The sequence below is a fragment of the Streptomyces sp. CB01881 genome, assembly GCF_002953255.1.
Taxonomy (GTDB): domain Bacteria; phylum Actinomycetota; class Actinomycetes; order Streptomycetales; family Streptomycetaceae; genus Kitasatospora.
This window is the reverse complement of sequence record NZ_CP026498.1, coordinates 5330776-5342558: the sequence shown is the minus strand read 5'-3', so window position 1 is coordinate 5342558 and position 11783 is coordinate 5330776. Positions and strand designations below refer to the sequence as shown.

Annotated in this window: 8 protein-coding genes, 5 tRNA genes and 1 pseudogene; 11 read left to right on the top strand and 3 right to left on the bottom strand. The window is 71.4% G+C overall.

From position 1 onward, the window contains the following. Positions 1-103, bottom strand: a pseudogene (locus tag C2142_RS39720) (roadblock/LC7 domain-containing protein); the annotation flags it as partial. 31 nt (positions 104-134) lie between these two features. After that, positions 135-3872 (bottom strand): nitrate- and nitrite sensing domain-containing protein, encoded by a 3738-nt coding sequence (locus C2142_RS13150; RefSeq protein WP_346766376.1) that lies wholly within the window; start codon positions 3870-3872, stop codon positions 135-137. A gap of 628 nt (positions 3873-4500) precedes the next feature. On the opposite strand from C2142_RS13150, the gene C2142_RS13145 reads away from it, so the two are divergent. The 8 genes from C2142_RS13145 to C2142_RS13110 all read left to right on the top strand — a co-directional run bounded on the left by C2142_RS13145 (position 4501) and on the right by C2142_RS13110 (position 8091). Beyond that, on the top strand, positions 4501-4725 hold the full coding sequence (locus C2142_RS13145) for a hypothetical protein (RefSeq protein ID WP_148642808.1): 225 nt from the start codon (positions 4501-4503) through the stop codon (positions 4723-4725). Between the two features lie 300 nt (positions 4726-5025). Beyond that, positions 5026-5826 carry a fumarylacetoacetate hydrolase family protein gene (locus C2142_RS13140; RefSeq protein ID WP_148642807.1) on the top strand — a complete coding sequence of 267 codons (801 nt, stop codon included), beginning with the start codon at positions 5026-5028 and terminating at the stop codon, positions 5824-5826. A 4-nt stretch (positions 5827-5830) separates the two neighbouring features. Beyond that, positions 5831-7342, top strand: a complete 1512-nt coding sequence (gene gltX, locus C2142_RS13135; RefSeq protein ID WP_148644755.1) for a glutamate--tRNA ligase — start codon at positions 5831-5833, stop codon at positions 7340-7342. Between the two features lie 214 nt (positions 7343-7556). Beyond that, positions 7557-7628, top strand: a tRNA-Gln gene (locus C2142_RS13130). Positions 7629-7674: 46 nt separating this feature from the next. Further along, a tRNA-Glu gene (locus C2142_RS13125) sits at positions 7675-7747 on the top strand. A 50-nt stretch (positions 7748-7797) separates the two neighbouring features. Further along, a tRNA-Glu gene (locus tag C2142_RS13120) sits at positions 7798-7870 on the top strand. 26 nt (positions 7871-7896) lie between these two features. Further along, a tRNA-Glu gene (locus tag C2142_RS13115) sits at positions 7897-7972 on the top strand. A gap of 44 nt (positions 7973-8016) precedes the next feature. Next, positions 8017-8091, top strand: a tRNA-Gln gene (locus tag C2142_RS13110). Between the two features lie 152 nt (positions 8092-8243). Here the strand turns inward: C2142_RS13110 and ndgR are convergent. Then, positions 8244-8957 carry an IclR family transcriptional regulator NdgR gene (gene ndgR / locus C2142_RS13105; protein ID WP_148642806.1) on the bottom strand — a complete coding sequence of 238 codons (714 nt, stop codon included), beginning with the start codon at positions 8955-8957 and terminating at the stop codon, positions 8244-8246. A 231-nt stretch (positions 8958-9188) separates the two neighbouring features. Here ndgR and leuC point away from each other — a divergent pair, with 231 nt between their 5' ends. The 3 genes from leuC to C2142_RS13090 all read left to right on the top strand — a co-directional run bounded on the left by leuC (position 9189) and on the right by C2142_RS13090 (position 11744). Then, positions 9189-10610 (top strand): 3-isopropylmalate dehydratase large subunit, encoded by a 1422-nt coding sequence (gene leuC / locus C2142_RS13100; RefSeq protein ID WP_148642805.1) that lies wholly within the window; start codon positions 9189-9191, stop codon positions 10608-10610. Positions 10611-10615: 5 nt separating this feature from the next. Next, positions 10616-11212 carry a 3-isopropylmalate dehydratase small subunit gene (gene leuD / locus C2142_RS13095; RefSeq protein ID WP_148642804.1) on the top strand — a complete coding sequence of 199 codons (597 nt, stop codon included), beginning with the start codon at positions 10616-10618 and terminating at the stop codon, positions 11210-11212. A 307-nt stretch (positions 11213-11519) separates the two neighbouring features. After that, entirely contained in the window at positions 11520-11744 is a 225-nt protein-coding gene (locus C2142_RS13090; protein ID WP_148644754.1) for a hypothetical protein, read from the top strand. Positions 11745-11783: the final 39 nt, after the last annotated feature.

Genomic DNA, 11783 nt, shown 5'->3' with positions numbered 1-11783 from the left:
GGAACCCTTCGGACATGCACAGCAGGAGGCCGTCCGCGGAGACCACCACCGTGTGCGACACCCCGGGGGTGTTGTCCACGAAATTGGTGATCAGCCAGTTCAGGTTCTGTGCGGCCTGGCTCATCTGATTCAACTCAACGCTCCTGATGATCTGCGCCATTGCCGTCGGTACGGCCCCCGAAGCTATCGAACCCGGGTTGCTGGGCACCATGCTGATTGACCTGGCCGCCGGGGTTTCCCGGGCCGGCCGCCTGCTCCGCGCCGACCCTGCGGCCCTGCTGGATGCCGCGGCGCAGGTTGGTCAGCCGGCCGCGCACCTCCTCCGGAGCCCGGGAGACCTGGGGACCGGTCAGCGGCGACGCCTCGGCGGTCCCGGAGACCAGGTTGGCCTGCGGGGTCCGCCGGGGCAGGCCCGACATGGTGACGCCGTTGGTCGAGGGCTCGCGGACCTGCTCGGCCCGGCGCCAGCGCTCGTCGTTGGCGGACGGGCGCCACGGGGCGTCGCCCTGGCCGGGCTGGCCGGGCTGCGGGGCCTGCTGAGGCTGGGCCTGCGCCTGGGGGGCGTGCTGCTGGGCCTGGGGGGCCTGCTCCTGGATCCCCGGGGCGGTGGTCCCGGGCCGGCGCGGCTGGTACTGCTGCGGCCGGGCCTGCCCGGCCTGGCCCGGCTGGCCGTTCTCGGGGAACCAGGCCTGCTCGTTCGGCCCGAAGGCCGGCGAACCGCCCTGGGGGCCGCCGTCGGACGGACCGGTCGGCAGCGCCATCGGCTCCTGGCGGACGGGCTCCTGGCGGACCTGCTCCTGTCGCACCGGCTCCGGCCGGGCGGCCGGGTTCGGCACGTTCGGCAGGACCGGCTCGACCAGGCCGAGGCCCAGCGGGTCACGCGGGTCGATCTCGCTCGCCTCGAAGCGCGGCCGGGCGAACTGCGCGGTGCTCTCCATCGACGAGGACTCGGCCGGCGGCAGCTGGTGGGGCTGGGGCTGCGGCTGGACCTGCTGAGGCTGGTTCTGCTGCGGCGGGAGCTGCGGCCGCCGGCCCTGCTGCGGCGCGTCCGGACCGGGGCGCTGCGGACGGCGCGGACCCTGCGGGGCCTGGCCACCCGGACCCTGCGGGCCCTGCGGACCCTGGCCACCCGGACCCTGCGGGGCCTGGCCGGGCTGGCGGTGCTGCGGCAGGCCGTCCTGCGGCCGGCCCGGGCGGGCGCCCTGCGGGGCCCCCGGGCGGCCGGACTGGTCGGCCCAGCCGTGCTGCGGCTGCTCGCCGGTCCGGGCACCCGGACCGCCGTTGAACTCGCCGCCGGGGCGCGGCCGCTCCTGGCCGGGGCCGGGGCGGCGGCCGTCGGCGGGCCGACCCGGACCACCCTGCGGCGCGCCGGGCTGCTGGCCGCGGCGGGGCAGGCCACCGGGGCCGCCCTGCGACGGGCCCTGCCGGCCCGGGCCGCCCTGCGACGGGCCCTGTCGGCCCGGGGTGCGCTGCGGGAGGCCGCCCTGCTGGCCCTGCTGGCCCTGCTGGTTCTGCTGAGCGGGCTGGCCGGGCTGGCCCTGGCGTCCCTGCGGCGGGGTCTCGCGCAGCGACTGGCCGGCCTGGCGGGTCGGCAGGCCGTTGCCACCCGGGGCACCCGGACCGCCCTGACCACCGGGGCCGCCCTGGCCGAGCTGCGGACGGCCCTGCGGGGCGCCGCCCGCCGGACCCTGGCCGAGCGCGGCCGGGCCGCCGGGAGGAGCGGGCACCTGGCGCTGCTGGCGCGGCGTCGGGGCGACCCCGCGCTGCTGCTTGGCCTGGGCCGGGCCGGGACGGCCGGCGCCGCGGCGGTCGGCCGTGTTGGTGACGTCCACCGGGAGCATGACCAGCGCGGTGGTGCCGCCGGAGTCGCTGGGGCGCAGCTGGATGCGGATGCCGTGTCGCAGGGACAGGCGGCCGACCACGAAGAGGCCCATGCGGCGGGAGACCGAGACGTCCACCGTCGGCGGGTTGGCGAGGCGCTCGTTGATGTCGGCGAGGTCGTCGGGGCTGAGGCCGATGCCGGTGTCGTGGATCTCGACCAGCACCCGGCCGTCCGGCAGCGCGTGGCCGGTGACCCGGACGCGGGTCTGCGGGCTGGAGAACGAGGTGGCGTTCTCCAGCAGCTCGGCGAGCAGGTGGACGAGGTCGTTGACGACGCGGCCGGCGACCTCGGCCGACGGCACCGAGGCGAGTTCGATGCGCTCGTACTGCTCCACCTCGGAGGCGGCGGCGCGGAGCACGTCGACCAGCGGGACGGGGCGGGTCCAGCGGCGGCCCGGGTCCTCACCGGCGAGGACGAGGAGGTTTTCGCCGTTGCGGCGCATACGGGTCGCGAGGTGGTCCAGCTTGAAGAGGTTGGCCAGCTGGTCCGGGTCGGCCTCGCGGCTCTCCAGCTCGGAGATGAGCGACAGCTGGCGCTGGATGAGGCCCTGGCTGCGGCGCGACAGGTTGGTGAACATCGCGTTGATGTTGCCGCGGAGGAGGGCCTGCTCGGCGGCGAGGCGGACGGCCTCGCTGTGCACCATGTCGAAGGCGTGGGCCACGTGGCCGATCTCGTCGGTGGAGTCGACGGCGACGGGCTCGACGGTGACGTCGACGTCGTGCGGGTCGCTCTCGGAGAGCGTCTTGACCAGCTCGGGCAGGCGCCGCTCGGCGACGTCCTCGGCCGCGGCCTGCAGACGGGTCAGCGAGCGCACCATCGAGCGGGCGATGACGGCGGCGCCACCGAGGGCGACGAGCAGCACCAGCGCGACGGCGGCACCGATGATCAGGGCTTCGGTGTCGGTCTGGGACTGGAGGTCCTGGGCCTTACCGTCGAGGTCCTCGATCAGCTTGCCCTCGATCCGGCGCTCGGCCGTGATCTTGGCGCTGATCTTCTCGTACCAGTCCTTGTAGCTGACCGGCTCGGTCTGGTGGATACCGCTCTGCTGGAGGATCGAGCGCGAGTAGCGGTCGCCCTCGGCGACCACCGAGTTGTAGCTGAGCTGGCCGCGCAGGTTGTCCAGGTCGTGCGAGGTGTAGATGTTGTTGAAGCTGGTCAGCGCGTTGTCGTAGGACGTGCGCAGGCGGATGCCGAAGGACTCGTCGCTCAGGCTGAGGTCGGGCTTCGGGTTGGCGAGCGCGGCGCTGATCAGCGCACGCTGCTGCGAGGTGGCGTTCTTGGCCAGCGAGAACTGCTGGAGCGCGCGGGTGGCGCGGACCAGGTCCTTGTTGTTGGACGCGAGGGCGATGTCCTGGGAGATCGACAGCAGGTCTCGGATGATCACGTCGTAGGCGGTGATCGTGGCCTGGATGTTCTGGTTGTTCTGGTACGGGTTGCCGCGGGCGTCCGAGATCGAGTTCAGGTCGCGGCGGATCTGGAAGAGCAGCGCCTTGCCGCCGGACAGTTCGAGGTTCTCGAACTTGTCGGAGGACGCGGTGAAGGTGCGGTTCAGGTCGTCGGTGATCTTGCGGGCGCTGACGATGTCGTCGTCGAGCGGCTTCTGCGGGTCCGCGGTGATCGGGCCGGCGCTGATGTCCCGCTCGTTCTGGAGGGCGTCGGCGAGGTTGGTCGCCTTCTTGGCCAGGTCGGAGAGGTTGGCCATCTGGGCCAGCTGCTGCGAGGCCTCGAGCGAGGTCTGGATGCGCAGGCCACCGAGGACGAGCGCGACCAGCACGGGGAGCGCGAGCAGGGCGATCAGGCGGGTACGGATCCGCCAGTTGCGCATCGCCAGCCGGCTCATACCGGTGGCGCGCCGCCGGGTGAGGGTCGTGCGGAGCTTGTCCCGGGTGGACTTCCGGTCCTGTTGGCCGTCGTCCTCCGGGCGGCCGCCCGCATCGAGTGTCGGCTGGCCCGGCCCGCCGGGCGCCGCCGCTTGCTGCGGGGTTGCCACAGGCTCACGCGACTCCGGGTCACCCGCGGCGCCGCTACCCCTTTTGAAACGTCCCTGCACTGGCGTCGCAACCTCTGGACCGGGCGTCCCGCCGCGTCGCCACGGCCTGGACGGTGTCGAGTTTCCATCCGCACCCCGGCCGGTCCGGGAGAGCGGGTCACCGGGGTGGACTACTCCCTACCCACGGTCCGTGGCATTCCAGCACAGCCGGGGAATCCCAACAAGGGCCGCCTGGGTGCACCCGGCGGCGCTACGGACCGCGCGCGCGATTTCACTGACTGTGCGGTAACCGGACCGGAATACCGCCTTTTTCGGACACTCGCCGGATACATGCCAAGCCGACCCGAGATCAACTGGACGAGCAGACCATCCGGAATGCCCGATATATCCGCTATGCCGGTAAAACCTGATGCGGCGATATGTCGGATATAAGAGAATTGCTTGTCAATTTGTGAGCAAAATCACAGGCCAATGTGTAGCTTTGGTCACGGTCCCTGTGGAAAGAGATCCGTAACCTGGCTGCATCCGGAGCACGGCCCCGATCAGCCTGCCCAGAATCTCCCCGAATCACTCAGGCCGGCTCCGGTTCACCCCGCGGCGCCGTCCACAACCCCGAGGTGCTGACGAGATGTCCCAGGCGAACAAGGCCGCCACCGAGTCCACGTCCACCAGCCGTTCCACGGCGAACCCGCGCCGGACGACGCTGGCGTCGGTCGAGGACTTCAGCAAGATCCCGGGCGCCCGCAGGTCCGAGGACGTGGTGACCTACGCCACCGAGCTGCCCACCAACACGGCCAACCCGCGCCGCACCCAGCTGATGGTCGCCCCGGTCGCCGCCGTCCCGCAGGGCTGAGCCCTCCCGCGCCCGCCGAGCCGTTCCGCGCCCGCCGGGCCGGCCCGCGCTCCGCAGAGGGCGCCGGGGCCGCCCCCACCAGGCGGCCCCGGCGCCCTCTGTCGTTCCCGGACCCCGCCCCCGTGCCGGCCGGCGTGCGCCCGAGACGGGCGCAACCCCGCTGAACAGGGGCAAAGCGGCCGCCGGGGGGCCCGCGCGATAGCCTGGTTGACGATTGAGCGGGGCCGGGCCCGAGTGCGCGGCGCCCACCAGCGCCCGGGCGCGCCCCGGGCGGCCGACGAAGCGAGGGGTAGCCCAGCCGTGCGCATTGCCAGGTTTTCCGTCCGGGAAGGAAGCCCTGCCGCCGGCAGCGTCTCCTTCGGAGTGGTCGAGGGCGACCCGGCCCAGCCCGAGTCTCTGGTCGTCCACGCCCTGGCCGGCCACCCGTTCGGGCAGCCCCAGCCCACCGGTGAGAGCTACCGGTTCCAGGACGTCCGGCTGCTCAGCCCGATGCTGCCCAACAAGATCGTCGCGGTCGGCCGCAACTACGCGGCCCACGCGGCCGAACTGGGCAACGCCGTCCCGGACGTTCCGCTCACCTTCTTCAAGCCGTCCACCTCGGTGATCGGCCCGACCGAGTCGATCGCCTACCCGCCGTTCTCCTCCGACGTCCACCACGAGGCCGAACTGGCCGTGGTGATCGGCCGGATGTGCCGCGAGGTCCCGCTGGACCGGGTGCCCGAGGTGATCCTCGGCTACACCTGCGCCAACGACGTCACCGCGCGCGACGTCCAGCAGCGCGAGGGCCAGTGGGCCCGGGCCAAGGGCTTCGACACCGCCTGCCCGCTCGGCCCGTGGATCGAGACCGACCTCGACCCGGCCGACATCGCGGTCACCTGCACGGTCAACGGCGAGCTGAGGCAGGCCGGCCGCACCTCCCTGATGATCCGCTCGGTCGCCGAGCTGATCGTCCACATCTCCGAGGCCATGACGCTGCTGCCCGGCGACGTCATCCTCACCGGCACACCCGCTGGGGTGGGCCCCCTCAACGTCGGCGACGAGGTCGCCGTCTCCATCGAAGGCATCGGCACTCTCACCAACAAGGTGATCAAGCGTGGCTAATGAAATGCTCAGCGGCTCCACCGCGGGCAACCCGTCCGTCCGGGTTCGCTTCTGTCCGTCCCCGACCGGGAACCCGCACGTGGGCCTGGTCCGGACGGCCCTGTTCAACTGGGCCTTCGCCCGCCACAACGGCGGCACGATGGTCTTCCGGATCGAGGACACGGACTCCGCCCGCGACTCCGAGGAGTCGTACAACCAGCTGCTCGACGCCATGCGCTGGCTCGGGTTCGACTGGGACGAGGGCCCGGAGGTCGGCGGCCCGCACGAGCCGTACCGCCAGTCGCAGCGGATGGACATCTACGCCGATGTCGCCCGGCGCCTGCACGAGGCCGGTCACGCCTACTACTGCTACTGCTCCACCGAGGAGCTGGACGCCCGCCGCGAGGCCGCCCGCGCGGCCGGCAAGCCCTCCGGCTACGACGGCCACTGCCGGGAGCTGACGGACGACCAGGTCGCCGTCTACAAGCTGGAGAAGCGCGAGCCGATCCTGCGCTTCCGGATGCCCGACCGGACCATCGCCTTCGACGACCTGGTGCGCGGCACGCTCAGCTTCGAGCCGGAGAACGTGCCCGACTACGGCATCGTCCGGGCCAACGGCGCGCCGCTCTACACCCTGGTCAACCCGGTGGACGACGCCCTGATGGGCATCACCCACGTGCTCCGCGGTGAGGACCTGCTCTCCTCGACCCCGCGCCAGATCGCGCTCTACGCGGCGCTCGCCGAGATCGGCGTCGGCGACGGGACCACCCCGCACTTCGGCCACCTGCCGTACGTGATGGGCGAGGGCAACAAGAAGCTCTCCAAGCGCGACCCGCAGGCCTCGCTCAACCTGTACCGCGAGCGCGGCTTCATCCCCGAGGGCCTGCTCAACTACCTGTCGCTGCTCGGCTGGTCGCTCTCCGCGGACGACGACATCTTCAGCGTGGAGCAGCTGGTCGCGGCGTTCGACATCGCCGACGTCAACGCCAACCCGGCCCGCTTCGACCTCAAGAAGTGCGAGCACATCAACGCCGAGCACCTGCGCAAGCTGGCCCCGGAGGACTTCGTCCGGCGCCTGGTGCCGTACCTGCAGGCCCCCGGCCTGCTGCCGGCCGAGCCGACCGCCGAGCAGCTGGAGCTGCTGGCCAAGGTGGCGCCGCTCACCCAGGAGCGGATGGTCGTGCTGAGCGAGATCGTGAACATGGCCGGCTTCCTCTTCGTCGACCCGGCCGACTTCACGCTCGACCCGGACGACGCGGCCAAGGTCCTGACCGCGGACGCCCGCCCGGTGCTGGAGGCCAGCATCAAGGCGCTGGAGGCGCTGGAGGACTTCTCCCCGGAGCCGATCCAGGCCGCGCTGCGCGAGGCCCTGGTGGACGGCCTGGGCATCAAGCCCAAGTTCGCCTTCACGCCGCTGCGGGTGGCCGTCACCGGCCGCAGGGTCTCCCCGCCGCTGTTCGAGTCGATGGAGCTGCTCGGACGCCCCGAGACACTGCGCCGGCTGACCTCCGCGCTGGCCGCCGTCCCGGCTGCCTGAGCCCCGCGCGGGCGGCTGCGGGCCCGGTTCCGACCTGGCCCGCAGCCGCCCCGGCCACGGCCTGGGGTTATCGATTTTGGAGCCAGGGCCGACGTCGGGTAATGTTCTTTCTGCGCCGCCCGGGAGGGAACGGACGAGGGAGCGAAAGCCCCCCGGCCGGGACCGAACGAGAGGCGCAACGCCTGAGAAGATCCCGACGAGGGTTCAACTCTGGTGGGGTATGGTGTAATTGGCAGCACGAGTGATTCTGGTTCATTTAGTCTAGGTTCGAGTCCTGGTACCCCAGCGCAGTACCGCAGTAACAGCAGTATCGCAGGACAAATGAAGATCAAGCCCCCGTTGTGTAGCGGCCTAGCACGCTGCCCTCTCACGGCAGTAGCGCCGGTTCGAATCCGGTCGGGGGTACTGTGATCCCGCAAGGGATTGCACCGATCCCGCAAGGGATCACCTGGAAAGCCCCCGTTGTGTAGCGGCCTAGCACGCTGCCCTCTCACGGCAGTAGCGCCGGTTCGAATCCGGTCGGGGGTACTGATCCCGCAAGGGATCGCCAGGAAGCCCCCGTTGTGTAGCGGCCTAGCACGCTGCCCTCTCACGGCAGTAGCGCCGGTTCGAATCCGGTCGGGGGTACCAGAGCACGAAGCCGATGGGCTCGCCCCATCGGCCGATTGCTTTGTTGGGGTATGGTGTAATTGGCAGCACGAGTGATTCTGGTTCATTTAGTCTAGGTTCGAGTCCTGGTACCCCAGCCAGATAGAGAACGAAGCCCCGGCCCCCGGGGCTTTCTGCATTTCCGGGCACATTCCCGGAGCATTCCCCGCGCCTTGCCGAAAGGGCCCCGCACACCGGAGTGTGCGGGGCCCTTTTCCGTGGGGGCGCCGGTGGGGGAGTCCGGCGGATTTGGTCAGCCGCGGCGCAGGGCCTCGGTGAGGCGGTTGGCGGCCTCGATGATGGCCTGGGCGTGCAGCCGGCCGGGGTGACGGGTCAGGCGCTCGATCGGGCCGGAGACGGAGACGGCGGCCACCACGCGGTTGGAGGGGCCGCGCACGGGCGCGGAGACGGACGCCACGCCCGGCTCGCGCTCGCCGATCGACTGGGCCCAGCCACGGCGCCGGACGCCGCTCAGGGCGGTGGCGGTGAAGCGGGCGCCCTGGAGGCCGCGGTGGAGCCGCTCGGGCTCCTCCCAGGCCAGCAGGACCTGGGCGGCCGAGCCGGCCTTCATCGGCAGGGTGCTGCCGACCGGGACGGTGTCCCGCAGACCGGAGAGCCGCTCGGCGGCGGCTACGCAGATCCGCATCTCGCCCTGCCGGCGGTAGAGCTGTGCGCTCTCGCCGGTGACGTCGCGCAGGTGGGTCAGGACCGGGCCCGCGGTGGCGAGCAGCCGGTCCTCGCCCGCCGCGGCGGAGAGTTCGGAGAGACGGGGGCCGAGGATGAACCGGCCCTGCATGTCCCTGGTGACGAGTCGGTGGTGTTCGAGTGCGACGGCGAGTCTGTGGGCCGTGGGGCGCGCCAGACCGGTGGCGGCGACCAGCCCCGCCAACGTGGCGGGGCCCGACTCCAGTGCGCTCAGCACCAGAGCGGCCTTGTCGAGAACGCCGACGCCGCTAGAGTTGTCCATGCCCTAAGACTGCAGTCTCATTCCGCGAGACGCAAGTTCAATCTTCCGCGAAAAGCGCCACTCTGGATGCAGCAGCCCGGGAGACATCCAGGATGCGGCCCCCACTAGGTGTCCGCATCGTGGACACCGATCCGGAGTGCAGGTCGCGCGACGCGAGCCTCACAGGGCGGCGAACGCACTGACCTCGACGACACGAGAAGGCCGGCAACGCGGCCGGCTGGAGGGAATCCGATGGGACGGACACTCGCAGAGAAGGTCTGGGACGACCACGTCGTGCGGCGCGCGGAGGGCGAGCCCGACCTGCTCTTCATCGACCTGCACCTGCTCCACGAGGTGACCAGCCCGCAGGCCTTCGACGGCCTCCGGCTGGCCGGGCGCAAGGTCCGCCGGACCGATCTGACGATCGCCACCGAGGACCACAACACCCCCACCCTGGACATCGACAAGCCCATCGCGGACCCCGTGTCCCGGGTGCAGCTGGAGACGCTGCGCCGCAACGCCGCCGAGTTCGGCGTCCGGATCCACTCGCTCGGCGACGTCGAGCAGGGCGTCGTGCACGTGGTCGGCCCGCAGCTGGGCCTGACCCAGCCCGGCACCACCGTTGTCTGCGGCGACTCCCACACCTCCACCCACGGCGCGTTCGGCGCCCTGGCGTTCGGCATCGGCACCAGCCAGGTCGAGCACGTACTGGCCACCCAGACGCTCCCGCTGGCGCCGTTCAGGACCATGGCGATCACCGTCGAGGGCGAACTGCCCGAAGGCGTCACCGCCAAGGACCTGATCCTGGCGATCATCACCAGGATCGGCACCGGCGGCGGCCAGGGCTACGTCCTGGAGTACCGCGGCTCCGCGATCCGCAGCCTCTCCATGGAGGCCCGGATGACCATCTGCAACATGTCGATCGAGGCGGGCGCCCGGGCCGGCATGATCGCCCCGGACCAGACCACCTTCGACTACCTGGAGGGCCGCCCGCACGCGCCCGAGGGCGAGGACTGGGACGCCGCGGTCGCGTACTGGAAGACCCTGGTCACCGACGAGGACGCGGTCTTCGACCACGAGATCTTCATCGACGCGAGCGAGCTGACCCCCTTCGTCACCTGGGGCACCAATCCCGGCCAGGGCGCCCCGCTCGGCGCGAACGTGCCGGACCCGGCCTCCTTCGCCGACCCGCAGGAGCGGACCGCCGCCGAGAACGCACTGAAGTACATGGGCCTGGAGGCCGGCACCCCGCTGCGCGAGGTGAAGGTCGACGCCGTCTTCGTCGGCTCCTGCACCAACGGCCGGATCGAGGACCTGCGGGCCGCCGCGGCCATCCTGGAGGGCCGCTCCGTCGCCGAGGGCGTGCGGATGCTGGTCGTCCCCGGCTCGGTGCGGGTCGCCCTGCAGGCCGTCGAGGAGGGCCTGGACAAGGTGTTCACCGCCGCCGGTGCCGAGTGGCGCCACGCGGGCTGCTCGATGTGCCTGGGCATGAACCCCGACCAGCTGGCCCCCGGCGAGCGCTGCGCCTCCACCTCGAACCGCAACTTCGAGGGCCGCCAGGGCAAGGGCGGCCGCACCCACCTGGTGTCGCCGCAGGTCGCCGCCGCCACCGCCGTCCTGGGCCGGCTGGCCGCGCCCGCCGACCTCTCGTCCAACGTCGCCGTGGAGGCCTGAGCAGCATGGAGAAGTTCACCACTCACACCGGCCGGGCCGTCCCGCTGCGCCGCAGCAACGTCGACACCGACCAGATCATCCCGGCCCACTGGCTCAAGAAGGTCACCCGTTCCGGTTTCGAGGACGGGCTGTTCGAGGCCTGGCGCAAGGACGAGTCGTTCATCCTCAACCAGCCCGAGCGCCAGGGTGCGACCGTCCTGGTGGCCGGCCCCGAGTTCGGCACCGGCTCCTCCCGGGAGCACGCGGTCTGGGCGCTGCAGAACTACGGTTTCCACGCCGTGATCTCGTCCCGGTTCGCCGACATCTTCCGCGGCAACTCGCTGAAGAACGGCCTGCTCACCGTCGTCCTGCCGCAGGAGACCGTGGAGCGGCTCTGGGCGCTCACCGAGGCCGACCCGACTACGGAGATCACCGTCGACCTGGAGGCCCGCGAGGTGCGCGCCGAAGGCGTCACCGCCTCCTTCGAGCTGGACGACAACGTGCGTTGGCGGCTGCTGAACGGCCTGGACGACATCAGCATCACCCTGCAGAACGAGGGTGACATCGCGGCCTTCGAGGCGACCCGGCCGGCGTTCAAGCCGCGCACTCTTCCGGTCGCCTGAGAAGCCCTTCAGAACAAGCATTCTGACGATCCGCCGGATGGCCCGTCTCCCCCTTCGGGGGGGCGGGCCATCCGCCGTTCTGGAGGCGGAGTTCACCCCCCTGCCCGGCCCCCGATTGCCCATTTGGCAATGGAGCAGAGGGCCCCCGGCAAGCACAACTGCGGGTAGATGGCACAATCAGTACATGCACCGGCACCATGAACCTCCGTACGCGGGCGGCGAACCCGCGTCACCGGAGTCCACGGGCCGGGGATCCGAACGCCGAATTGACGATCGGCCGGACGCCGCCACCTCACCTGCTGAGGGGCTGGACGACCCGGAAGTCGCAGCGCTCTACGCGCTTGTGGCCGAGCGGTTGAAGCAAGCTCACGCCCGCGTGCATGCGCTGAACGTGTCTGCCGATGCAAAGACCGCTCTCACCCGACAACTCCTCATCGTCACGGAGACCGCCAAGCGCGATCTTCCGGGGGCGGCAAGGCGGTTGAGTCGCTTTGTGCAGGACCTCGACGAGGGGCGCCCGCCCGTCGTCTGAGGTCGCCGATGCGCAAATCCATTGCGACAGTGATTCGCG